General features: G+C 39.1%; 20 protein-coding genes and 1 tRNA gene. 18 read left to right on the top strand and 3 right to left on the bottom strand.

The window, feature by feature from the left end; all coding sequences use genetic code 11:
• Positions 1–203: 203 nt before the first annotated feature.
• Positions 204–1,493 carry an adenylosuccinate synthase gene (locus BUQ87_RS11790; protein WP_334292814.1) on the top strand — a complete coding sequence of 430 codons (1,290 nt, stop codon included), beginning with the start codon at positions 204–206 and terminating at the stop codon, positions 1,491–1,493.
• Between the two features lie 253 nt (positions 1,494–1,746).
• Positions 1,747–1,822, top strand: a tRNA-Val gene (locus tag BUQ87_RS11785).
• A 72-nt stretch (positions 1,823–1,894) separates the two neighbouring features.
• On the opposite strand, the gene BUQ87_RS11780 is transcribed toward BUQ87_RS11785, so the two are convergent.
• Complete coding sequence (locus BUQ87_RS11780; protein ID WP_038262205.1) at positions 1,895–2,881, bottom strand: ATP-binding protein; 987 nt, start codon at positions 2,879–2,881, stop codon at positions 1,895–1,897.
• Positions 2,882–2,891: 10 nt separating this feature from the next.
• Positions 2,892–3,959, bottom strand: coding sequence for a DnaD domain protein (locus BUQ87_RS11775; RefSeq protein WP_038262202.1), 1,068 nt, complete (start codon positions 3,957–3,959; stop codon positions 2,892–2,894).
• Between the two features lie 257 nt (positions 3,960–4,216).
• Between BUQ87_RS11775 and BUQ87_RS11770 the strand changes: the two genes are divergently transcribed.
• The 14 genes from BUQ87_RS11770 to BUQ87_RS11705 all read left to right on the top strand — a co-directional run bounded on the left by BUQ87_RS11770 (position 4,217) and on the right by BUQ87_RS11705 (position 19,099).
• Positions 4,217–5,749: a M23 family metallopeptidase gene (locus tag BUQ87_RS11770; RefSeq protein WP_207647192.1), complete on the top strand. Its 1,533-nt coding sequence runs from the start codon at positions 4,217–4,219 to the stop codon at positions 5,747–5,749.
• A 163-nt stretch (positions 5,750–5,912) separates the two neighbouring features.
• Positions 5,913–6,605, top strand: coding sequence for a response regulator YycF (gene yycF, locus BUQ87_RS11765; RefSeq protein WP_038262195.1), 693 nt, complete (start codon positions 5,913–5,915; stop codon positions 6,603–6,605).
• 3 nt (positions 6,606–6,608) lie between these two features.
• Positions 6,609–8,402 (top strand): two-component system histidine kinase PnpS, encoded by a 1,794-nt coding sequence (pnpS, locus tag BUQ87_RS11760; protein WP_038262192.1) that lies wholly within the window; start codon positions 6,609–6,611, stop codon positions 8,400–8,402.
• Positions 8,403–8,539: 137 nt separating this feature from the next.
• The gene (locus tag BUQ87_RS11755; protein WP_038262189.1) at positions 8,540–9,196 is read left to right on the top strand and encodes a hypothetical protein; all 657 of its coding nucleotides are present in this window, start codon (positions 8,540–8,542) and stop codon (positions 9,194–9,196) included.
• A 60-nt stretch (positions 9,197–9,256) separates the two neighbouring features.
• Entirely contained in the window at positions 9,257–10,618 is a 1,362-nt protein-coding gene (locus BUQ87_RS11750) for a hypothetical protein (RefSeq protein ID WP_159434331.1), read from the top strand.
• Positions 10,599–11,384 (top strand): two-component system regulatory protein YycI, encoded by a 786-nt coding sequence (gene yycI, locus BUQ87_RS11745; protein WP_038262183.1) that lies wholly within the window; start codon positions 10,599–10,601, stop codon positions 11,382–11,384. Before BUQ87_RS11750 ends, yycI begins: the two co-directional genes overlap by 20 nt.
• A gap of 88 nt (positions 11,385–11,472) precedes the next feature.
• A complete protein-coding gene (locus BUQ87_RS11740) occupies positions 11,473–12,744 on the top strand; it encodes a UDP-N-acetylglucosamine 1-carboxyvinyltransferase (protein ID WP_038262181.1) in 1,272 nt (423 codons plus the stop codon).
• Positions 12,734–13,522, top strand: a complete 789-nt coding sequence (locus tag BUQ87_RS11735) for an MBL fold metallo-hydrolase (RefSeq protein ID WP_038262178.1) — start codon at positions 12,734–12,736, stop codon at positions 13,520–13,522. The genes BUQ87_RS11740 and BUQ87_RS11735 overlap by 11 nt, the downstream gene beginning before the upstream one ends.
• A 26-nt stretch (positions 13,523–13,548) precedes the next feature.
• Complete coding sequence (gene htrA, locus BUQ87_RS11730) at positions 13,549–14,622, top strand: serine protease HtrA (RefSeq protein ID WP_038262175.1); 1,074 nt, start codon at positions 13,549–13,551, stop codon at positions 14,620–14,622.
• Positions 14,623–14,829: 207 nt separating this feature from the next.
• Entirely contained in the window at positions 14,830–15,489 is a 660-nt protein-coding gene (locus BUQ87_RS11725) for a protease complex subunit PrcB family protein (RefSeq protein ID WP_038262172.1), read from the top strand.
• Positions 15,490–15,878: 389 nt separating this feature from the next.
• Positions 15,879–16,358, top strand: coding sequence for a 23S rRNA (pseudouridine(1915)-N(3))-methyltransferase RlmH (gene rlmH, locus BUQ87_RS11720; protein ID WP_038262169.1), 480 nt, complete (start codon positions 15,879–15,881; stop codon positions 16,356–16,358).
• A 205-nt stretch (positions 16,359–16,563) separates the two neighbouring features.
• A complete protein-coding gene (gene truA, locus BUQ87_RS11715) occupies positions 16,564–17,310 on the top strand; it encodes a tRNA pseudouridine(38-40) synthase TruA (protein ID WP_038262166.1) in 747 nt (248 codons plus the stop codon).
• Positions 17,311–17,669: 359 nt separating this feature from the next.
• Positions 17,670–18,458, top strand: a complete 789-nt coding sequence (gene rluF / locus BUQ87_RS11710) for a 23S rRNA pseudouridine(2604) synthase RluF (protein ID WP_143182470.1) — start codon at positions 17,670–17,672, stop codon at positions 18,456–18,458.
• Between the two features lie 296 nt (positions 18,459–18,754).
• A complete protein-coding gene (locus BUQ87_RS11705) occupies positions 18,755–19,099 on the top strand; it encodes a zinc ribbon domain-containing protein YjdM (RefSeq protein ID WP_038262163.1) in 345 nt (114 codons plus the stop codon).
• A 253-nt stretch (positions 19,100–19,352) separates the two neighbouring features.
• Here the strand turns inward: BUQ87_RS11705 and BUQ87_RS11700 are convergent, their stop codons facing one another.
• The gene (locus tag BUQ87_RS11700) at positions 19,353–20,570 is read right to left on the bottom strand and encodes a GGDEF domain-containing protein (RefSeq protein ID WP_052635925.1); all 1,218 of its coding nucleotides are present in this window, start codon (positions 20,568–20,570) and stop codon (positions 19,353–19,355) included.
• A gap of 512 nt (positions 20,571–21,082) precedes the next feature.
• Between BUQ87_RS11700 and BUQ87_RS11695 the strand changes: the two genes are divergently transcribed.
• Together BUQ87_RS11695 and BUQ87_RS11690 are read left to right on the top strand one after the other, a co-directional pair.
• A complete protein-coding gene (locus BUQ87_RS11695) occupies positions 21,083–22,531 on the top strand; it encodes a histidine kinase N-terminal 7TM domain-containing diguanylate cyclase (RefSeq protein ID WP_038262160.1) in 1,449 nt (482 codons plus the stop codon).
• A gap of 74 nt (positions 22,532–22,605) precedes the next feature.
• Complete coding sequence (locus tag BUQ87_RS11690) at positions 22,606–24,189, top strand: HD domain-containing phosphohydrolase (protein ID WP_052635924.1); 1,584 nt, start codon at positions 22,606–22,608, stop codon at positions 24,187–24,189.
• The last annotated feature ends 44 nt before the right edge of the window (positions 24,190–24,233 follow it).

The following is a 24,233-nucleotide window of genomic DNA, read 5'->3' as shown; positions in this document are numbered from 1 at the left end:
TGTGAATCAGACTGATAAAGTTCATTTTGAAAATGCAAAATATGTATATAATGACCGTAGTAAGGGAGCCCCGCGTAAAAGTGGGGTTTTTTTTGTCCTATTTAGCACAAAATTATATTTTAAGATTGATTACAATCCGTATATTTGATAAAATTATCCTTGGAGTGTTCGAATATTAATGAATAATATTTTTAAATAAAGAGGTGAAGAGATTGTCGAGTTTAATAGTAGTAGGTTCGCAATGGGGAGATGAAGGAAAAGGAAAGGTAATAGACTTTCTTGCCGAAAAGGCCGATGTAGTAGTTAGATATTCAGGAGGAAATAATGCAGGTCATACGGTTGTAGTTGGAGAAGAAGAATACAAGCTTCACCTTATACCGTCTGGAATACTTTACGGAGACCAGATATGCATAATAAGCGCAGGGGTTGTTATAGACCCTCAGGTTCTTCTTTCTGAAATAGAATACCTTAACAAAAAGGGCATAAGCACGGACAACCTTAGAATAGACGAAAGAGCTCATATAATATTCCCGTATCACAAGAGCCTTGACGTGCTTGAAGAGGAAAAAAGAGGAAGCGAGAAGATCGGAACTACTAAAAGGGGAATAGGTCCTTGCTACAGAGACAAGACTGAAAGAATGGGAATAAGAGTTTGCGACATGCTTTCAGACACTTTCAAGGCAAAGCTTGAGAGAAATGTAAGTGCGCAAAACAAGCTTATAAGAGCGGTTTACGACAACGACGGATTCGGCTTTGACGAAATATACGAGCAGTACATGGGATACGCTGAGCAGATGAAAAAGTACGTTTCAGATACATCTGTAACAGTATTCAATGCCATAAAAGAAGGCAAAAAGGTTCTTTTCGAAGGAGCTCAAGGTACGCTACTTGATCTTGACTATGGAACTTATCCATATGTTACATCTTCAAACCCTGTTGCAGGAGGAGTATGTACAGGCGCAGGAGTAGGACCTACTATGATAAACGAAGTTGTAGGTGTTGTTAAGGCATACACTACAAGAGTAGGAAAGGGACCATTCCCTACAGAGCTTTTCGATGCAGACGGAGAAAGACTTAGAACAGTAGGACATGAGTTTGGAACTACAACTGGAAGATCGAGAAGATGCGGATGGTTTGACGCCGTAATAGTAAAATACGCGGTGAGAATAAACGGACTTACATCAATGGCTCTTACAAAGCTTGATGTTATGAGCGGATTTGAAAAGATAAAGATATGTGTTGGATATAAAAAAGGCGACCAGATAATATCTGAGTTCCCATCTAACATAGAAGACCTTTCTAAGTGTGAGCCAGTTTACGAGGAAGTTGACGGATGGAACGAAGACATAACAGGAATAGACAAGTTTGAGGACCTTCCAGAAAACGCAAAGGAATATGTTGAAAAACTTGAAGAGCTTTGCGGAGTTAAGGCAAGCATGGTTGCCGTAGGACCAAAGAGAAAGCAGACAATAGTAAGATCTGAGCTTTACTAAAAAATTAACTGTCATATGAAATATTCATATGACAGTTAATTCCAGAAAGACATGTGAGGCATAATACCATACACATGTCTTTTTGAACTGCTATGTAGGGGTCAATTTCATATGCAGATTGTTGATTTGGCCAGGGGAATATCCATGTCGCTTTGAAATTATATTCAAAAATTTTGAATAAATACAATTTTAATGTTGACATATATGGTAAAGGGTAGTAGAATAATAATTAGGCAATTTGAGAAATTGACGTGGGAGCATAGCTCAGCTGGGAGAGCACCTGCCTTACAAGCAGGGGGTCACAGGTTCGAGCCCTGTTGCTCCCACCAATTTTAAGCGACTGTGGCGTCACAGTCGCTTTTTCATTAAAAAAAACCATCTGCTACGCAGATGGTTTTTTTTTACCTGTTTTCCCACCTGAGGTCTTTTCCAAAGAATTTCAAAAGAGTGAAGCTGCTTGAAATTCTTGAAAATATCCGGTCTGTATATCTTTGGGAAAGCTCTCCGAGAGAAAGGTTTGTGGATATTACAGTCTTTTTGCCAGCTACAAGTCTTGAATTTATTATGTGAAAAAGCTCGCTGTTTGTAAAGGAGTTTTGGATTTCAGTGCCAAGATCGTCTATTATAAGAAGGTCCGACTCGAAAAGTGAACGGTATGAGTCCGCGCCTATGTCCCTGTTTCCCTTTTGAAACTTGTGGTTTTCGACTATTTCAAACAGTGCAAATGCTGTCTGGTATATTACAAAATAGCCCTTGTCCAGTAGGTCTTTTGCTATGCAGTTGCACATGAATGTCTTGCCAGAGCCCGTGGTGCCGTAGAAAAGCAGGTTTTCGCCCGTGTTTTTGTTGAAATCTCTTATGAAGTCATCGCATATTGTAAGTATGTTTGCCATGTTTTCCTTCTGGGAGCAAGGCTCGTCGCTGCCCCTTGTGTCTGAAAATATGTCGAGGTTGAAAGTGGATAGGTTTTCCTTTTGTATGACCTTTCTTATGTTGGACATATTATACGCTTCGCTGATTATCTCCTGCCTCAGGCATTTGCATTTTTGGCCGTTTTTTAAAAATCCCTTGTCATTGCAAAGAGGGCACTCGAACTTGATTTTAAGGTAGTCGGGTGAATAGCCGTTTGCCTTTAGTATGCTGTCCTTTTCCTGTTTGAGGGCTTCGATTTTCTGCTTGGACTGCAGGACTATCTCAGAAGTCATGTTTGGATTTTCCAGTGCAAGCCTGCTCATTTTAAGGCCTATGCTAAATATTGAACTATCTATCTTTTCAATTTGAGGAAATTTGGAATAAATCTCTTTCTTTCGGTGTTCAAGGTCTATATGGGCTTTGTCCCTTTTCTTTTCGTAATTTAAAAGAATTGTTCTTATTTTTTGCTCTCTCATGTATTTTCACCTACTTAAATTTTTTCCTTTGGTTTTCTAAAAGAATTTTTTCGAGTTCTTCAGGTGTGTATCTGGAACTACGCTCTTCCTTGTAATGAAATTTCGTCTTGTAAGGATTTTGGTTTTTTTGGTACTGAGTATTTTTGCCGGCGGAGATGATCTTTTGATTTTCTCTTTCGGCATCTTCCTTTTGGGTGTCTTCAGCTGAGGTAAAGCCTTTGGAGTGCCAGCTTTTCAAAATACCATCTATATAGGCTATTGAAGGGTTGGACGTATTCTTGGATTTGGAGCATGCCTTCAAAATAATATCCATGTCAAATGAGAGACCATCCATCCAAGAGTCCATTACTTTTCTCTCTTCCTGAGAAGGCTGCCTTGTAAATCCTAAAGACCTGAAAACCCTGCTATATAGCACCATTCTTTCAGAGCGCTCTTTGAGGTATTCTTCGAGAGCACTTATATCTGAGATATTCATATCGTACCAGTTCCTTATTATCCCTTCCACGAAATTGACATTTTTTATTCCCTTTTTATTTTTTGCAAATGAATATGCCGCCTTTATAATGTCGCATGGCATATTATAGCGTTCCATTATCTGGAGTATCTTTTGCTTTTCGTTTGGAGCAAGCTCCCTTGATATTATTTCGTTTACCGAGTTGAACATGCCTCGTATGCTTTCATTTTCATTGAGCTGTATCAGATCGTTCACGCCTATGCTTCCTGTGGAGGAGTTTAATGAGTGGGGCTTTATATTTTCTAGATAGAGCCTTTTAAGGTCCATAAACTCCACGCTGTATTTTCCGTCGTCAAATGACGAGTCGGAATGCCTTTTTACTATGCCCTTTCCTTCCCAAAATTCCCAGGCAGAAAGCACGTCTGAAAGGGGTATGCCAAGATTTTTTGATATTGTGATATTGCCAGGGGAATTTTCGCTGTCGTATGGTTCAAGCGAGTATCTGTACCCAAGAAGATACACCATTACAAATGTTCCGTTTGCCATTGGCATGAATATGTCTATGAATATATTGTCAATAGGAGTTTGGCCGAAGCTTACATCCGATTTTTCTTTATAAAACATTATTACCACCTCAATTTAAATTATATCACATGCAGATTACTACACTATCATAATATATATGTGCATTTCAACCCGAAATTTCATTGAAGCTGCAATTGGAACGCCTGCCATGGTGTTTGATTTGAGAAATCATATCAATTCACAAAAAAATAATATAATTTAAGCTGTAATTTGAAATAAGGTGCGGAAATTTGGTATAATAGAGTGTAGTTTTTATTGAAAGGAGCATTATGATGAATTCTGATAATTTAAATAAATTGGCTGACAGTATAAAGTCAATTTCAAAAAAGGCCAAAGATGTGGCACTAAAGGGCAGGGACAGCCTTGTCGAAATAATTGAAAATGCGAAGGAATCATATGGAAATGGCCATATGCTTGATAGATTTAAAGATACATACAATAAAAATACGGCAGAGCTTAAAAAGATTTTAGGCGCTGAAAACAAATGGTCGGCGCTGAATGCCAATAAGAATATTTTTTATACCGTTACTGCATCTGCGTTGATAGTCATTCTTGCAGGAACGGCATATTTTTCGACTTTGAACTACGAGGTATACATAGACGGAAAGATGATAGGGATAGTTGACAAGAAGTCTGAGGTATATGGGCTTGTCGAAGACATAAAGGGAAGTGTCCCGGCCCAGTTTGGCGAGGACATAAAGATAGGCCAAAGCATAGAAATGAAAAGGGTTCATGTTTCAAAGGCACAGATTATTGCCGGCAGCAAGCTTGAGGCGAGAATAAGACAAAGCATAGACGTTCAAATGGATGCATTCGGGATAGTTGCCGATGGACAGATTGTTACCGTTGTAAAGTCGGAGGAAGAGGCCAATGAGATACTCCAGAATATAAAACAGCCTTATGAGGAAGACGAAGAGGGCATAAGCAACAGGGAAATAGATTTCATACAGGAGGTTAAGATTGAAAAGGTGCAGGCCAACATAGCAGACATAAAGTCTAGCGAAAAGGCACTTACATACATAGCCCAGGGAACAGACAAGCTGCAGACTTACAAGGTAAAGACCGGAGACAGTGCATGGAGCATAGCAAGAGAGCTTGACATTCATGTAAGCGACATAGAAAAGGCAAATCCGGACGTGAATGTTGAAAAGCTCCAAATAGACCAGCAGATCAACGTGACAGTGCCAAAGCCCTATATAAGCGTCAAGACCACACAGGAGATTACATACGAGGAAAAAATACCGTATGAAGTCGTATATGAGGATACAAAGGCCATGTACAAGGGCGACAAGAAGGTCAAAGAAGAGGGATATGAAGGTGTAAAAAAAATAAAGGCAAAACAGGTAAAAATAGACGGGGTTCTTGCATCGACAGAGATAATGCAAGAGAATATAGTGCAGGATCCAAAGAGCAAAATAGTACTTAATGGAATAAAGGAAAGACCTAAGACTCTTGCATTCGGAAGCTTCATCAATCCGACGAGGGGAAGGCTTTCATCTCCGTTCGGCAGAAGATGGGGAAAGATGCACGAGGGGATAGATGTAGCAAATTCAATAGGGACTCCAATATATGCGGCTGATGGAGGAAAGGTAACATATTCAGGTTGGAAAAATGGATATGGAAAAGTTATAATAATAAATCACGAAAATGGGTACCAGACTTACTATGCGCACTGCAGCCAGCTGGATGTTTCAAATGGAAGCAGAGTATACAGGGGACAAAAGATTGCTGCTGTGGGAAATACGGGAAGGTCAACGGGTCCTCATCTCCACTTTGAAGTTAGAAAAAACGGTACGCCTCAAAATCCAAAAAAATATGTAAGCTATTAAAATATAGAGGACACTCAAAAGCTGTTGAATTTCAACAGCTTTTTGTAGTTAGAGCAAAAAAAGTATGAGTGTTTGCATAAATTTGTTGTCGATATAGACTAAATTTCACATGTTTTTGATGTATAATGATTCTAATTGAAGGTGTGTCCTGGGAGGGGAAAATATGAGTAAAAAAATACTTGTGGTGGACGACGAAAAACCTATTGCAGATATACTTAAATTCAACCTTGAAAAGGAAGGCTATACTGTGGAAATCGCATATGACGGCGAAGATGCGATAAAAAAGACTTGGCAATTCGAGCCGGACATAGTGCTTTTGGATATAATGCTGCCTAAATATGATGGATTTGAGGTTTGTAAAAAGATAAGGGAAAAATATATGATTCCCATAATAATGGTCACTGCAAAAGAAGAGGAAGTGGACAAGATACTCGGGCTGGAACTGGGGGCGGATGACTATATAACAAAGCCTTTCAGCGTAAGGGAGCTCGTGGCCAGGGTCAAGGCGAATCTAAGACGCGTGGATATGAGCGGAATTTCTGCAGGCAATGATGACCTGCTCAGATTTGAAGACCTGACTGTTGATCTTATGAAATACGAGGTCAAAAAAGAAGGCAGGATAATAGACCTTACCGTAAGGGAGTTTGAACTTTTGAAATTTTTGTCTACCCAAAAGGAGCAGGTTTTTTCAAGAGAGCAGCTGCTTGAACAAGTCTGGGGATATGAATACTACGGGGATATAAGGACTGTGGATGTAACTGTGAGAAGACTCAGGGAAAAAATAGAAACCGACTCATCAAGCCCTGCATATATAATTACAAAGCGTGGGGTTGGATACTATTTCAAGGGGGACTAGAATTTGTTCAGCAGCATAAGGTGGAGGCTTATAACGATATATTTCTTGCTTGTATTCATAGCGATGGTGATAGTGGGCGTTTTCATAACTAACCAGTTTGAAACGTACTACCTGAACAAGGTCAGGGACGACCTTCGGTATATATCCAACAACACAGTCAAGAAATTTCTTCCAGAAGAGGATTTGAGTGAGAACTACAAAAACATACAAAAGGACCTGTATAGAACGCCGCTTTCAATAGGGTATCAGATAAGCATAATAGATGCGGAAAATGACTTTAAGATAATCGCATCCACAAACCGTGAGATTGAAAACCTATATGCAATGGATTTTTTTGATGAATACGCGATGCTCTCGGCGTCTACAGGAAAGATATATGAAAAAGACATAAATGAAGACGACATGAAAAAATACAGGGTAAAGCATATGGTGTTTCCGTACGAGGACGAAAAGGGCGAAGTAATAGGAATAATATACTGCAAGGCAAACCTTGATGAGATATACAACATACTCGACAATTCAAAGATAATATTTATAAAGGCCATGATAGTTGGACTTTTGGTGACAGTAGTCCTTGGATTTTTGGTGTCCACATCCATAACAAATCCAATAAATGACGTTACAAAAAAAGCTCTTAAGATGGCAAAGGGAGACTTTGACCAGGTCGTAGAGGTAAGGTCTGATGATGAAATAGGACAGCTTGGGAGAATGTTCAACTACCTTACGGCAAAGCTCAAACAGACTCTTTCTGAGATATCGAGCGAAAAGGGAAAGCTTGATGCAATAATAAACCACATGGCGGACGGACTGCTGGCGGTCGATTTTAGCGGCCAGATAATGCATCTAAACCCCAGGTTCATGCAGATGATGTGTCTTGAAAAAAGCGAAATAGAAGGCAAGAAATACGACGACATAATGGGCAGGTACAGCGAGAAAATAAAGCTTTCAAATATAATAAAAAACGGGCTTGAATCCGGCAGCGACATAATAGAGATTTCAAACGGGACTGTGATAAAGGTTAGTTTTGTATCGCTAAGGGACAGCCAGAAGGAAGTGGCCGGCATAATACTGGTGCTTCAGGACATAACAGAGCACCAAAAGCTCGAAAATATGAGAAAGGAATTTGTTGCAAATGTATCGCATGAGCTTAAAACTCCTATAACCACAATAAAAAGCTATGCGGAGACCATTTTGAGCGGTGCGGTGGATGACATAGAGCTTCAAAACCAGTTTCTAAAGGTCATAGAAAAGGAATCTGACAGAATGGCCATGATAGTAAAAGACCTGCTCAAGCTTTCGAAGCTGGACAATAAAAATATGGACTGGAATTTCGAGCCCATTGACGCGGTGGGCTTCATCTCATCCATAGCCAAAAAGCTGAGCGTGGCCTTCAATGAGAAAAACCACACGTTCAGGTATATATTCACGGAGGAATCAATAATTGTAAACATGGACTCTCATAAAATGGAGCAGGCCATACAAAACATACTTACAAACTGTATAAAATACACTCCCGATGGAGGGGAAATAAGCCTTTCCCTTTCAAGGGACGAGGCGTGGGCCCACATAAGCATAAGGGACAATGGGATGGGAATACCAAAAGAATCCCTTCCGAGGATATTTGAGAGATTTTACAGGGTGGACAAGGCGAGGTCGCGGGACATGGGAGGTACGGGGCTTGGACTTTCCATAACAAAGCACATAATTGAAGAGCATGGCGGAATGATACATGTGGAAAGTGAATTAGAAAAAGGCTCTACATTTATAATATCTATCCCCACATCGCACACTGTGTAAAAGGTTGTTGATAAATCTGTGGGAATGTGGATAAATGTAAAAACATTTTAATCAGTTTGTAATCATTTTGTAATAAAAATTGTGTATAATTTATGTTAAGTAGAGTTATGATTTAGTAAAGCGGGGAGGAGTATGTCATGAAAAAACTGGCTTCAGGATTTATATTGTGCCTGATGCTCGCAGGAAGCGGAATGGTAGCACATGCCGATTCTACAAATGTGGATTTAAAAGATGCAGAGCCTGTGAAAATTGAAGACAATATTGAGAGTGCTAATCAGCAGGCGAGTATAGAACTTATAAAGCCAGAGCCTGATTATATGGTTACTACAAATTCAACAGTTGTAATATCGGGCAAGGGAATATCGGGAACATCTGTATTACTGGAAGTATATGGACAGGAAGAAAAGGTTATTATTGAGATAAAGGATAAAGATGGTGTGGATTCAAAGCCTCTGGAATCAGGCAAAGATGGAGGCGAAAAATCTGAAGGCCAGGATAAAGTGTCTTCAAGTAAGTCTGAGAGCAATGGAGACAAAAAGCCTAAAACTAAAAAATTCACTAAGCGTTTGAAAAAAGAGACATTTGAAATAGGTTCCATGGGACTGTTTGCAAAAGAAGTTAAGCTTAACGTAGGTGAAAACAAGATCATATTAAAATCAAAGACAGATGGAACAAGGATAGAAAGAATAGTAAAGTACAAGAAGATTGAAGAAGGAGATATGAAAAAATCCATGGATAAGATTCAAGGAAAGGGAATGACAGAGCTGATCAATGATATATGCTCTCAAAAATAACAGGAGTTGCTTTATATGTCCAGGGAAAAACTGAAGACAATTTTGTTGACGTTTCTTTTTATGACAAGTATAGTGCTGACAGGGCTCAACCTTAATATAATAGACTATAAAAGCAGCGAAAACACCTTTGGAAGGATAGATGCCAACAAGGCTTTAGACATGGTGCTCCAGCCGGAACGCATATTTGTCCATTTTGGAGGCGGAGGCGGTAACAATATAGAGGTTATAGAAGGCCGGATTGAATACTGGAAAGAGCTCAGGCAGATGCTAAAAAATGGAATTGCCAATACTATGCAGGTAAGTGAAAAGGATTTTAATGAAAGTCAGGAGCTAAAGCAGCTAAAGTCAGTTGAAATCAAGCTTCCGTTTGATATAAGCGGGAGCTTTTTTACCAGTGCGCTGGGACTTGAAAAAAGTAAACTGGACAAATATGACGGAATAGAATCCATAATAATACCACTGGTTGACGACAGCGGCATATATTTTTTACTGTCAGACGGAAATGCTGTCAGAATGGAAAGGACAAAAATAGAAAAATCACAAATAGTTCAGCAGCTTGAAAGCGAGCTTGAGCAGGGAAATTTAGTGAGATACTATATGATGAGCACACTTTTTCCAGTGGATAGTGATGTGCTCATGCCGGTAGATGCGTCCGGCTATAAGTACCTGTATTTCAGGGGTAGAAATTCTGTCCAGATTGAAAACGAGGGCAGAGTGGTTCAAATGGCAAAGAACATATTCGGCGAAAAATATGACTTTGTAAACCGTATTGTTGAAACAGGCGGTGCCAATACGTTCATATATGGATTTGGAGAGCGGGTTCTCAGAATGCAGCCGGATGGGGCGATTGAGTATCTGGACGAAACGATAAAAGGTTCAGGAATAAATCAGAATGATGCAATTGCAAAGGCTGTAGACTTTGCAAGTAAATTGGGAGTCAAGCCGTCGGAAATGAATTTAAACAAGGTTGAGAAGTCTCAAATATACGGGAAAGACGCATATGAATTTGTGTTTTCGTATAACATTGAAGGGTTAAAGCTTAAGTCATATGACAGCAGCATAGAAGACATAGCCATAACTGTTGCAGGAGACAGCGTGTATTCATATCAAAGCAACATAAAAAGCATAGAGGACAATATGACTGTGAATCTGTTTTCTAAAAACGATATACTAAGCCCTCAGACGATACTAAATGACAATTTCGACTTCCTAAAAAGAGAATTCGAAATCAATATGGAAAAAGGCAAAAATGACGAGGTTTCAACGAACATATTGGGAAGAATAAAGTCGGTTGAACTTGTATATTTTTTGGCGGATACGAATGTGTTCACACCTGCATGGTGCTTTTACATGGAAGGCCAAAATTATATATTTGATGCATATACGGGAGAGATATTAAACTATGGATTGGGCAAAATCTAAAGTAGTTCTTATAATTGCATTTTTAGTGACGAATGTGTTTTTGGGCTACAATTTGTATGCCAACAGTTCAAGAGACATCCCGAAATCATTTGAAGGCAGTGACTACAGGGAGTATGTGGACAGCCTACTTCAAAAAAAAGATGTCGTTTTAGATGCAAAGCTGCCTGAAAAGCTTCCAAGGCTTGGACCGGTGACGATAAAATATGAATTTGTCGACTCGGAAATTTTCAAGGAGCTCTTGACCGGGAAAAATGCGGATTTGGACGTTGTAAACGGCAAGAAGCTCCTCATAGTGGTAAAAGACGAGCACATAGGATATGATGACCAGGCGGCGAAGGATTATTCAGAAGAGTTCATAAAAAAATATAGTCTGGACAAAGGCAATATGATGCTCAAGCATGTCAAAAAAGATGGAAATGCGATTGAGGTGACGTATTCATCGCGATACGGTGAGTACTTCCTTGAAAAAAGCTATATGAAGTTTTATTTTTATCCAAATGGAGACGTGAGAATAGAAAGACTTTGGATGGATGCCGTAGATGGAAATTTTCAAAGAAAAGAAGTCATAACTCCGCTTGAGGCGGTTGTAAAGCTTTATGCACAGCTTGACGAGGGGAGTATAATAGAGGATGTAAGGCTGGGATATTATTTCAATCTCGGCGAGGACATGAAAATAAGGAATACTAAAACTGCAAAGGCATTTCCAGCCTGGAGGATAACACTATCTGACGGAACAGAAAAATATGTTTCCGCCCTTGATTTATAGATTCAGGGGCTTTTTTGTTTTAAAATTTGCAAAACCTTTAAAATTTGATATAATTTAAAGTAGTCAAAAAAATTAAAAAGGTGATATAATGGGAAAATTTATAGTAGATGGAAAAGCAAGGCTTACAGGACAGGTAAAGATAGGCGGATTCAAGAACGCCGCAGTGGCAATACTGCCGGCGTGCATACTTGCAAGCGGGGAATTCAGGATAAACAACCTTCCGAATATAAGCGATATTCGGCTGCTTTGCAAAATGCTGCAGCAGATGGGTGCACAGGTTAAATTTGAAGAGGGCAGTGCTTACATAGACACCAGGGGCATAAAAGAATGTGACGCCACGTTTGAAATGGCAAAAAAGCTTAGAGCTTCATACTATCTGCTCGGAGCGGGCCTTGCCAGATTCAAAAAAGCCAGGGTGGCATATCCGGGAGGGTGTGAAATAGGCACAAGGCCAATAGACCAGCATAAAAAGGGATTTGAGGCCCTTGGAGGCCATATGAACCTTGAACACGGCGTTATAGATGTAAGTGCGAATAGCCTTGACGGATGCGACATATACATGGATGTTGTCAGCGTTGGCGCGACAATGAACGTAATGCTTGCAAGCGTTTTGGCAAATGGAACAACAGTTATAGAAAATGCCGCAAAGGAGCCCCATGTGGTCGACCTTGCAAACTTCTTGAATGCAATGGGAGCCAAGGTCATAGGTGCGGGTACGGACATAATAAGGATAAAAGGTGTTCAAAAGCTCGCGGGATGCGAATATACTGTGATCCCAGACCAGATAGAGGCAGGAACATACATGGCAATGGCTGCGGCTACAGGCGGAGACGTGCTTGTGAAGGACGTAATACCGCTTCACCTGGAGCCAGTGAGCGCTAAGCTCAGGGAGATGGGAGTGACGGTTGAGGAGTATGACGATTCGATAAGGATAATAGGAAATGAAAACCTTTGCAGCGTCAACATAAAAACCCTTGTATATCCGGGATTTCCGACTGACATGCAGCAGCCTATGACCCCGCTTCTTTTAAAATGCGCGGGAACATCTATAGTCACTGAAACCATATTTGAAAGCAGGTTCGGCCATGTTGACGAACTAAACAGAATGGGTGCGGGAATAAAGCTTGAAAACGGGACTGTCATAATAGAGGGACCCAAAGAGCTTTCGGCAGCGAGCGTAAAGGCTTCAGATCTTAGAGCCGGTGCAGCGCTTATAATAGCTGGGCTAATGTCTGAAGGAAAGACTGAAATAGAAAACATCCAGCACATAGACAGAGGGTATGAGAACATACTTGAAAAGATAAGAGGTCTTGGGGGCAAAATAGAGAGAATAGGCGAGGAAAGCAAAGATGACTTTTAACTATGCATCTGTGGCTAGCGGAAGCTGCGGCAACTGCCACTATGTAGGGAGTGATGGGGGCAGTATACTCATAGATGCAGGGCTTTCAGGCAAGAGGATAGAAAACAACCTGCAGAGCATAGGAAAAGACATCAAAGACGTAATGGCCATATTCATAACCCATGAACATGTAGACCATATAAAGGGCGCGGGCATACTCTCGAGAAGATATGACATACCCATATATGCAAATGAAAAAACATGGATAAGCATGAAGGACAAGATGGGTAAAATGTCTGAAAATAATGTAAGGCTGTTTGAAAATGAAAAAGGCGTGGGCATTGGGGATTTCAGGGTGAAGCCTTTCAAGATACACCATGATGCGGCCGATCCCGTGGGGTATAGCATATGCAGCGGGGATAAAAAGATTTCGATAGCCACCGACACGGGGCACATATGCCAGGACATGAAAAAAGAGCTTCATGGTTCTTCGCTTGTGGTGCTTGAATCAAATCACGACGTTGAAATGCTTAAAATGGGATCGTATCCATACCACCTGAAAAGAAGGATACTGTCGCAAAGCGGCCACCTTTCAAATGACGATGCAGCCATGTTTTGCGTGGAACTTGCAAAGGAAGGCGTGGAAAACATTCTCCTTGCCCACCTCAGCAGGGAAAATAATTTTCCGGAGCTTGCATATCAAACAGCCATAGGAACGCTTAAAATGAACGGGCTTGATGAAAGCGTGAACATAAGAGTTTTGAAAAGGCAGGAAGCTTCTCCTGTCCATAGTATTTAATCACAATTAGAGGAGTTGATTTTTTCATGAGCAGATTTTTTACGGGCCTTATAGGAGCCGTTGTGGGCTGCCTTTTGACCCTTTATACAGTATTTTATGCTATGCCGGATTATTTCCTGGGTGATATCAAAGGCCAGGCGGAGTCCGGAGAGATAGTAGTAACGGAAATGCCGAAGGATTCAACAATATACAAGGCAGTAGCCAAAAAGGCCATGCCTTCAGTTGTAGGTATAACCACAGTAACCGTTCAGGAGGATTTCTTTTATGGAGCCAGAAAGACAAGCGGCGTTGGAACCGGGGTCATAGTCGATTCAAGGGGATACATACTTACGAATGCACATGTCATAGGAGATGGAAAGGCCGAGGATGTGAACGTTCTGTTTGATGACGGTTCGAATGAAAAGGCATCAGTGCTTTGGTACGACACAGTGCTTGATCTGGCTGTCATAAAGGTTGAAAAGCAGGGACTTATTCCTGCTGAACTTGGGGACAGCGACAATGTTGAAGTCGGGGACATAGCTATGGCCATAGGAAACCCGCTTGGGCTTGAGTTTGAAAGATCGCTCACTCAGGGGATAATAAGCGGACTCAACAGGAGCATACAGATAGACCAGTACCAGACTATAGAAAATCTTATACAGACTGATGCCACAATAAACCCTGGAAACAGCGGCGGGCCGCTTTTGAACTCAAAGGGACAGGTGATAGGAATAAACACTGCAAAGATACAGACTGCGGAAGGTCTTGGATTTGCAATACCTATAAACATGGCTACGCCCATAGTCAACCAGTTCATAGAAAAAGGCGAATTTGAAAGAGTGCTGCTTGGAATAAGGGGAGTCGAGGTCTCAAGGTTCGAAAGGGCTACGGGAACAGATCTTTCAGTGGATGATGGGCTTTATGTAGTTGAGGTTTCTGCGGGAAGCGCTGCGGCAAGTGCAGGGATGCAAAATGGAGATATAATAGTTAAAATAGGAAACAAGGACATAAAGATAATGGGAGACCTCATAAGGGAGCTCTACAAATACTCGTCTGGAGATAGCGTGAAAGTCAAAGTGATAAGAGACGGCCAGGAAAAGGAGATAGAAGTCACCTTTTAAATAAAATACAAAAAGGCAGATGGATAATATCCATCTGCCTTTTCAATTAATACGTTGAATTTGGGGTGAAAAAATGAGAAGATAAAGGAAAGGGATTGGCAATTTTAAATTAGTTATAAATTAGTGATACAAAGACAATTGTACTACTAGAGCAAAATCTTATAAGCTGTGAAATAAAGCTTCGGTTAAAATTTAAGGGGGGATACTATGAAAAAAATATTGGGACTATTCATGGCAATATTGCTCATGCTGGTCGTGTTCACGGGATGCGACGATACAAACGGAAACGGCACTCCTGATGAAACTGTGGATACAAAGGTTGAATTTGAAGTAATAAGCGATATGGATAGCCTGCCTGATCATTTGAGCCAGATGGTAGAGGCGGCAAAGAAAAACAGGGGATACATAGTTTATCCAGAGGAAGGCCATTCATATGTTGCCGTTTTGATGGGAGAAAAAAGCACTGCGGGCTATTCAGTGGACATCGAATCGGTCAAAGGGACTGACGGTTCAATAATTATAGAGGTTGCAGAAAAATCCCCGGGCGAGGCCGCAGCTCAGGTTATAAGCTATCCGTTTGCTTTGATCAAGGTCAATTCGGACATTCAAAGCTTCAGAGTTGAAAAAACAGATGGAGATGCATATGAGCAGATAGACCTTATAAAAGAGGCCGCAGGAGTGCTCACGGGCCAGATAGACAACAATTCGATAGAGATAAAGGTCGATGGTGAATTCAATGCATTCAGGCTTGACGAGAAGACCAGAGAGAGACTGGACAGTATTGAGGACGGGTCGAATGTAAGCATAGTGTATTATGAGAACGAGTATGGGCAGCTCATGCTTATGGAGCTTGAAAAGGCTGAATAGACTTTTGCAAAAGGACTAAAATTTACAGATATTTAATGTCATTGAGTTTGAATTATAACATAGGACAAATATTTACGAGGACTCTGGTTGGATAAACGGCCGTTAATCTTACGTTTTGGTATTTCTAAAATCTTATGAATGCGGCTCGCCGGGAAACGTTTGAAACTCGCTATGCTCAGACAGTCAAAGTTTCCATCGGCTTGGCAGCCTCATTTCGATTAGAAATACTTCAAAACTCCATAAAAACGGTCCGAGTTATCCAACGCGGAGTCCTTTTGCATGCGATGAATTAGCGGGAATATAACTGCGAGGGCAAATAATTTGGGCATATGCGAAGCATGAAAATATAAGCATAAGAGACACTATAAACATGGAAAGGCGGAAAGGATTTGAACATAAACGTAGTGGCGGTTGGGAAGATAAAGGAAAAATATCTGAAGCTTGGAATAGAGGAGTTTTCAAAGAGGCTTTCGAAGTACTGCAAGCTTTCGGTAAACGAAATACCTGATGAAAAGGCCCCTGAGAACATGAGCGAAAAGCAGGCCCAGATGGTGAGAGACAAGGAGGGCGAAAAGATACTCTCGGCGGTCAAGGACAGTTCATATGTCATAACGCTTGAGATAGGCGGCAATATGCTCTCGTCGGAAGAGCTTGCAGACAAGCTTGAAAATCTGGCGGTTACGGGAAAGAGCGACATAACATTCATAATAGGAGGCTCGATAGGGCTATCAAAAGACGTGCTGGAAAGGTCAAATTATGCACTTTCGTTTTCGAAGATGACATTCCCCCACCAGTTAATGAGGGTAATACTGCTTGAGCAGGTTTACAGAAGCTTTAGGATAAACAAGGGTGAGCCGTATCACAAGTAACTGAGGTCTTCTTTAAAAACAAGCTAAATCAAGGGTTTTGCCAGGAAAATTGTATAACTAGGAGTGTAATTAATTGAAATGAGTGATTTTTTACTAAAGGGAGAGAACAGGATAAAGCATCTTCAGAAATAAAGGTTGCATATATAAACCTATTTCATTCTATGATAAAATGTATTGATTAGTATTTAGAAAAAGGAGGACTCAAATGCAAAACTATAAGATGATTATAGCTTATGATGGTAGAAAATATACAGGGTATAATAAATCAAAAGGTAAATTAGAAAAGAGTATTCAAGGTAAGTTAGAATTAATATTATCAAAGCTTTATGAAGAAGAAGTAGAGGTTATTAGTGCAGTCAGTACTGATGCGGGGGTACATGCTAAAGGACAAATTGTTAATTTTACGGCACCACATAGTCGTTTAGATGAAGAAGACATATTTGATTATTTCGAAAAATATTTAACTGATGATATTATTATACTATCAGTAGAAATGGTTGATGAAAGATTTCATAGCAGATATTTAATGAGAAGTGCAACTTATGAGTATCGTTTATGGAAAAAAAATGCTCCTAATCGTCCTTTGTTTGAGAGACAATATGTTAACTTAATGAATCAAACAGTAGATGTAGATAAAATGAAAAAAGCTGCAGAGCAGCTTGTAGGTGAACATGATTTCTTAGCATTTACTACTAATAAGAAAACAAAAAAATCAATTAAAAAAATAGATTCTATTGATGTAAGAGAAACTAGAAATGAAATTATCATTACTATGACAGCAAATGGATTCTTATTAAACATGGAAAGATTAATAGTAGGTACACTAATTCAAGTGGGGCTTGGTCAATTGCCTATGAATACAATTGAGAAAGCTTTTAAATCTAAGGATATGAATGATGTAGGTCATAAAGCTAGTGCAGGAGCACTTTGTTTATTAAGTGTTGAATACTAGTTCGTATAAAAATCATATGAAATATAACAATTAGAACTTGATATAATCAGGTTCTTTTTTTATTTTTAAGAGTGTGATTTAGAAGCGAGGGAGATATATTAGCGCCCAATAGCTGATGCTGATATAATAGCATTATAATAAGTAGATTTTATTTCAAATAACCATAACTGGTCGGAGTCAGATTGCAAGTTGAGGATTGATATAAAGGCTACGGCTGTTGGGAGCGCTCTAGGAATGTTTATGAAAACCGCGGGTGAAGTAAAATGGTGAAGCATACCATAAGTAACTGAGGTTTTGAAAAATAAGAAATATTGATAAGTGATGAAAAATTTTCATTAGAGAACTAAGGAAGGTGTAAAATGAAAAAGAGGAAGGATGTTAATAAAAAGATGAATGTTGAACATTCTAAAAATAATACTGAACAAATAAGGTTAAATAAATTCATAAGTGGAACCGGAATTTGCTCTAGAAGAGAAGCAGATACACTCATCCAGCAGGGGAGAGTTACAGTAAATGGTGTAAAATCAGAAATGGGAACTAAAGTTACTTCCAAAGATCATGTCAAAGTCGATGGAAAGCCTTTGAAATCTAAAGAAAGACCTGTCTATATAGCGTTTAACAAACCTGTGGGTATTACCTGTACTACTGAATATAAAGTTAAAGATAATATAGTAGACTTTATAAATTATCCGAAGAGAATCTTCCCAATTGGTCGGCTGGATAAACCTTCAGAAGGACTTATATTTTTAACCAATGATGGAGATATTGTCAATAAAATTCTCCGTGCAGGCAATTATCATGAAAAAGAATATGTTGTTACTGTAGATAAACCTATAACATCTGAATTTATCCGAAAAATGGGAAATGGAATCCCTATTTTGGATACGATAACACAGAAATGTTTTGTAAAAAAAGAAAGTAAATTTGTATTTAGTATAATTTTAACTCAGGGATTAAATAGACAAATAAGGAGAATGTGTGAATTTTTAGGATACAATGTTATAAAATTAAAACGAATACGAATTATGAACATAACTGTAGGCAATTTACCAGTTGGGAAATGGCGTCATTTAACAAAAGAAGAAATAAAAATCATAAATAATTTGGTTTCAAATTCAACTAAAACTGAAGAAGGCTCTCACTTATAACGGCAAAAGAAAGCAACTATATGTATATTTTAATTATATAAAAACCGTAGTTGAATCGAAATGGTGAACCGTACAACAAATAACTGCGGTTTTTTGCACCGATAAATGCCAAACTTGCACATGGTTTGTCAATATGTTAAGACTATGATATCATATAAGCCGGTAGGGAAGTTGCCGCATGTTTATTGTGAATTTCAATTTTACAGCTACTGCCATTGAAAAGAAGCTGTGTAGAAGAAATTGAAATCTATGTGCATATATCAGATTTAACGATATCGAATGGAGGAAAATAGTTTATGATGAAACTGCCAAATTGCCCAAAATGTAATTCGGAATACACATATGAAGATGGAAGCCTTTTAGTTTGTCCGGAATGCGCTTACGAGTGGAGCGTTGAGTCGGGAGCTGAAAGTGGCGAAGACGAAAAGGTGATAAAGGATTCAAATGGAAATGTACTGACTGATGGAGATACTGTAACTGTAATAAAAGACCTTAAAGTTAAGGGAAGCTCATCGGTTATAAAAATAGGAACTAAGGTAAAGAACATACGTCTTATTATGGATGATGACCATGACATCGACTGTAAAATCGACGGATTTGGAGCTATGAAGCTAAAATCTCAATTTGTGAAAAAGGCATAGTATATTAAGTCGGAAATGCAAAAATCCCGCAAGCACTTTACAGTGTTTGCGGGATTTTTGTATTACATGGCGTAAACCACATGATTCAAAAAACATCAAATCAATGGGACCACTGTTATTATATTTTAAACCTTGAAAGGGCATGTTGAAAATCCTGGGCCATCTTGGCCAAGCCTTAGGATTTTCAACTTTCTATGGTTTCTTGTGTAGCCACTTCTCAAGAGGCCGTCACAAGTTCCTGGGATGAGGCCGCCTATGCTAGTGTATTGGAAACGCTGTAATCAGAAAAGACTTCGACACGGTTTCTTCCATTTTCTTTTGCGCAATATAGAGCCTTATCGGCATTTATAAGCAGTTCGCCAAAAGAATCCCCTTCACAGAGAGAGGAAATTCCCATGCTTACGGTAACACGGCCTACATTCACAAACTTATGATTGGATATTATAGATGTAAGTCTTTTGGCTATATTGTAAGAAGTTTGAAGATTTGTTTTTGGCATTACTATTAGAAATTCCTCGCCGCCCCAGCGACCTAAAGAATCAGTGCTGCGGATATTGTCCTTAAGAATGGAAGATATAGCCTTTAAGACATTGTCGCCTTCGCTGTGGCCATATGTATCGTTTACGGATTTGAAGCAGTCGATATCTATAAGTATAACAGAGAGGGGGTTGGAGTCCTCTTGGAATTCCAGTATCTCATTATTCAGGGTTTCTTCTATCTTCATACGGTTGAATATTCCAGTGAGGCCGTCTATTGTTGCAAGATGGCGCATTTTAAGCAGAAGACTTTCCTTTTCTTTTGAATGCCTGTTGATTTCTAAAAAGAGCCTTCTGTTTATCATGAGTATTATGGAAAAAGTAAGTGAAATGGTGAGCATCTGGCTTAGAATTACAAAAATAGTATCATTTAAAGGGCCTAAAAAATAGTCTCTATCAGATGGAACCGTAAATGCCAAAATTATCCTGAATACATCAACAGCTGTAAACATAATAAATATGATGCCTGTGCTTTTTGTTATGTTTTTAAAATTTTCACTGGTTTTCCAAAACACCAACCATATTATTTGTATTGAAATGTATATGAATGAACAAGAAAATATAATAATCCTTAAAGCTACCAAGGGCCTTATGATTCCAAAATAATAATAAGCCATAAAAAATATGAGAAGGAATATATAATTCGAGAGTTTTCTTATAGGGATTTCTACAAAGCGTCCCAAACCAAATAAAAACAGCATGGCACCGGTAATCATAAAGAAGTTTGCGATTACTATGGATGCAAAGTCGGGAATGACCCCCCTCATTAAGGACAAAGTTATGCCTATAGCCTGAAGAATATAGTCAGAAAACCAGTAGGTTATACCTTCAAAATCCTTTCTATTTTGGACCCATGTCTTATAGACTACAAATGAAAGCAATATATTGGTGAGGGTGTATATTAGTACGGTCGTCCTCGTATCAAATGAAATCATGGCATTCATCTCCCTATGAATGGCTATTCTAATTTTGAGTATTCCATTGCTGAAAATGTTTTTTGGCTTATCATGATTTTACACTATTTTAGCTGATATTAAACTACAGATTAGCAATTTTAGTCGATTAAAGTAATATTTTGAAAGGCTGTATTTCTGTATTCAATAAAAAATAAAAAGCTTATTCGGTATAATATATTTAAGTTGCGGAAAGTATCGGAAAATATCGAAAATGATTTGGGGATATGAATTTTCATCAAACCAATGTTATCGGTTTTATTTCTGAAATGATTCCTTGGTCCACTTCTTCAACAAACTCAAGCCATTCGTCTGTTACGCTTTATATATTTCTTACCTGCTTCCTGTTCTCAGCGGTTCTCGCAATGGTGCATGAAAATCTGAAATTCATATTAAAATGCTATTTTTATTTTTGCATTCGAAAAAAATCAAAAAGTATATTCTGGTATAATAGATTTAAATATTAAAAAAATGATTCAAAAGGAGCAGGGCCTATGAAAAATGCCTTACTGAGCTGCATATTAACCATATCGTCAATACTGATTGCAAACATGGCCATATACGCAATGAGAAGAAGAAAAGTACCGGGAGCATTTGCATTTTCACTTTTGTTATTTGCAATTTCATTTCATTCGCTGGGATATGCATTTGAGCTTCTGAGCGATACTGTGGATAAGATGTATTTTGGGGTAAGGTTTGAATATATTGGAATATCTTTTTATCCTGTTATAATAGCGGTGTTTGCAAGGCAGTACGCAGATGAAAGACGGATTTTAACCAAAAGCATTACAAGTTTGCTGATTACTATCAGTATAGCGACACTGATATTTGTAAACACAAACACATATCATTTACTGTATTACAAGTCTCTTGGGATAGACTCTACATTTGGATTTAATGTTTTAAAGCTTGAAAAGGGAATCTGGTATTATGTCCAGTCGGCTGCACTGATTTTTTCAAATATTTATGGAGTAGCGGCTTTTGCGGCAAAGTCTAAAAAATCAAGGGGAGACTATAGAAAAAGGGCGCTTTTCATGCTCACGGGATGTAGTATACCTGTTGTGGTTTTTGTAATATACATTTTGGGCATGGGACCTGCATACATAGATATTATGACATTTGCATACATGCCAATGAGTTTGCTGATAGGGGTGGGTATGTTTAGATACGAAATTCTTTTTTTAACGCCTGTGACCCACGAGATGGTTTTCAATTCCATAGATGAGGCTGTAATCGTTGCCGACAAAAACGGGAGATTGATAAGCTGTAACGATTCTGCAAAGAGTATTTTTCCGTCCATGAAGAGAATTGGCATAGGGGAGTCGCTTTATTTAATTGAAGAGCTTTGTGAATATGATTTTGAGTCTGATTTGGATGGGTATGAGATAGAGGGGAAAATATATAGTCTAAAGGTAATAGAAATGAAAGGCGGCAGGGGGAGAATTTATGTTGCAAACGATATAACGGAGTCAGAAATGGCTAAAAAGCAGCTGAAAAAAATGGCGATAACAGACGCTCTTACTGGAATATACAACAGACGGCATTTCATGGAAAAGCTCGAAAATGAAAAAACTGAAGGGGCATTTGCAATAATTGACATAGACCACTTCAAGAACATAAACGATACATTCGGACATGTTGAGGGTGACAAGGTTTTGGTGGGGTTTGCAAACAAGCTTAAAAACTCATTTTCAAACGACTTGGTATGCAGATATGGCGGAGAGGAATTCGCATTGTTTATGGACATATATGATTTGGAAATGGCTTTTAAAAGAATTGAAGAGTTCAGGAAGAATATAGCAGAGGACAAAAGTGGAATAAACTTTACGTTTTCAGCAGGTGTGGCAAAATACAGACGGAAAAATCTGTCGGAGTGCATAGTAGAAGCGGACAGGAGACTTTACGAAGCCAAGGGGAATGGTCGAAACAGAGTTGTCTATTAACTAATAACCTGCTTAAAGTATGTATAATGAATTTGGAAATCAATGAACAAGCATCCATCAGAGGGAGGCAGTCTATGTATAGAAATATAAGGAATATATTGATAATGTCTGCACTGGTTTTGATATTGACGGTCAGTTTCAGCATCGTGAAGATAAATCATAATGCATGGAATATGTTTAAAGGAAGCTATTCAGAGGCTAAAAAGCAGCAGATCGAATTTTTCATAGAGCAGCACTTCGATAATTTGGAAGACATATTGAATCCTCATGCAGTGTGGACGGATTCTGTTTTGAGGCTTAAAGCACACGATTCACAGTGGCTATATGAAAATGCGACTGGATATATTGTGGATGAAGAACAGTACAATGTTGACTTTATATATGTTACAACAGAAGACGCTGATTTTAAAAGATTTTACGGCAAATACGATATGGAACCGCAAATCAAAGCCTCAAAGAGCTTTGGCAGAGCCCTCCATGAGGACGAACGGGTTTCAGAAGTGATTTGGATAGGAAAGAGTCCGGCACTAGTGATTGCAAGTCCGTTCTTTGACAACGACAAGAAAAACCCAAGTGGATGCTATTTCATAGGACGAATACTTGGTGAGAAAGAACTGTCCGAGCTTGTAAAGGTTTTGACTGAGAATGAAGAGGGAAGAGTTACGCTTACAAGGGCGCCTGAATACAAAACTATGTTGCTGGCAAAACACAGCGGCATTAAAATGAGTATACCAATGTTATCGGGTCAAAATGAAAACTATGTGAATGTAATTTTACATATTGAATATTTGGACTACATATTCAACACCCAAAGAAATTTTATTTTGGGCATACTTATAATAACTACTTTGGCACTGCTAGGCTTTGCGGTTTTGAATCTGAAGAAGCTCGCAAACAAGCTGGGTCTTGTAATTAAAACGGTGGAAGAAATATCGGACGGGAATTATCACAGTAGGATAAGCTCCCCGGGCTTAAAGCTCATGCCTGAGGTTGATAACTTGATACAAGCTGTAAACAAGATGTCATATGACGTTGAGCTTCACATTGAGATCATAGAGGAACACGCAAATGCCATGGATAAGAAGTATGTCGAAATGATAGGCCTAGTGGTAAATGCGGTGGAGATGAACGATGCATATACCTACAGGCACAGCGTGTCGGTTTCAAAATATGCCCTTATGATCGGAAAGGCCATTGGATATGAGGATCTTGAGAATCTAGAGCTGGCTGCAAAGCTTCACGATGTCGGAAAAATCGCAATACCCACGGACATACTGAACAAGCCAGGAAAGCTTACAAAAGAGGAATACGAAATAATAAAGGGTCACCCTGCAGAAGGGTATAGATTGGTAAATCAGATAGACATATTTGAAACGGCAAGCCAGGGCATACTCTACCACCATGAAAGATATGACGGAGGAGGATACCCCGAGGGGCTTAAAGGAGACCAGATACCGATTATTGCCCAGATCATATCCGTTGCGGACGTGTATGAAGCGCTGACATCGGACAGGTCCTACAGAAAGGCCATGTCATCCAGTGATGCCATGAAAATACTAAAGGAAGAAGCTGGCAAAGGGCTCAATCCCGAGCTGGTAGATGTCTTTTGTGAGGAAGTGAAAAAACCTCACTGCCAGGAGTTAAAAGATCTTGCGTGAATAGAATGCTATTATGTATACGGATATTGAACGTTGGATATTCG

The sequence above is a fragment of the Peptoclostridium litorale DSM 5388 genome, assembly GCF_900141635.1.
GTDB classification, from domain to species: Bacteria; Bacillota; Clostridia; order Peptostreptococcales; family Peptostreptococcaceae; genus Peptoclostridium; species Peptoclostridium litorale.
Note: the sequence above shows the minus strand (reverse complement) of the source record. Positions and strands in the feature narration are given on the sequence as shown.

Excerpts from the sequence above, each read along its gene's own strand:
- BUQ87_RS11780 (WP_038262205.1), bottom strand. The coding sequence starts at position 2,881 with ATGAGAGAGCAAAAAATAAGAACAATTCTTTTAAATTACGAAAAGAAA.
- BUQ87_RS11705 (WP_038262163.1), top strand. The coding sequence starts at position 18,755 with ATGATGAAACTGCCAAATTGCCCAAAATGTAATTCGGAATACACATAT.
- BUQ87_RS11740 (WP_038262181.1), top strand. The coding sequence starts at position 11,473 with ATGGGAAAATTTATAGTAGATGGAAAAGCAAGGCTTACAGGACAGGTA.
- BUQ87_RS11775 (WP_038262202.1), bottom strand. The coding sequence starts at position 3,959 with ATGTTTTATAAAGAAAAATCGGATGTAAGCTTCGGCCAAACTCCTATT.
- truA (WP_038262166.1), top strand. The coding sequence starts at position 16,564 with ATGCAAAACTATAAGATGATTATAGCTTATGATGGTAGAAAATATACA.
- yycF (WP_038262195.1), top strand. The coding sequence starts at position 5,913 with ATGAGTAAAAAAATACTTGTGGTGGACGACGAAAAACCTATTGCAGAT.
- BUQ87_RS11700 (WP_052635925.1), bottom strand. The coding sequence starts at position 20,570 with ATGATTTCATTTGATACGAGGACGACCGTACTAATATACACCCTCACC.
- BUQ87_RS11735 (WP_038262178.1), top strand. The coding sequence starts at position 12,734 with ATGACTTTTAACTATGCATCTGTGGCTAGCGGAAGCTGCGGCAACTGC.
- rluF (WP_143182470.1), top strand. The coding sequence starts at position 17,670 with ATGAAAAAGAGGAAGGATGTTAATAAAAAGATGAATGTTGAACATTCT.
- yycI (WP_038262183.1), top strand. The coding sequence starts at position 10,599 with ATGGATTGGGCAAAATCTAAAGTAGTTCTTATAATTGCATTTTTAGTG.
- htrA (WP_038262175.1), top strand. The coding sequence starts at position 13,549 with ATGAGCAGATTTTTTACGGGCCTTATAGGAGCCGTTGTGGGCTGCCTT.
- BUQ87_RS11755 (WP_038262189.1), top strand. The coding sequence starts at position 8,540 with ATGAAAAAACTGGCTTCAGGATTTATATTGTGCCTGATGCTCGCAGGA.
- BUQ87_RS11695 (WP_038262160.1), top strand. The coding sequence starts at position 21,083 with ATGAAAAATGCCTTACTGAGCTGCATATTAACCATATCGTCAATACTG.
- BUQ87_RS11690 (WP_052635924.1), top strand. The coding sequence starts at position 22,606 with ATGTATAGAAATATAAGGAATATATTGATAATGTCTGCACTGGTTTTG.
- BUQ87_RS11725 (WP_038262172.1), top strand. The coding sequence starts at position 14,830 with ATGAAAAAAATATTGGGACTATTCATGGCAATATTGCTCATGCTGGTC.
- BUQ87_RS11750 (WP_159434331.1), top strand. The coding sequence starts at position 9,257 with ATGACAAGTATAGTGCTGACAGGGCTCAACCTTAATATAATAGACTAT.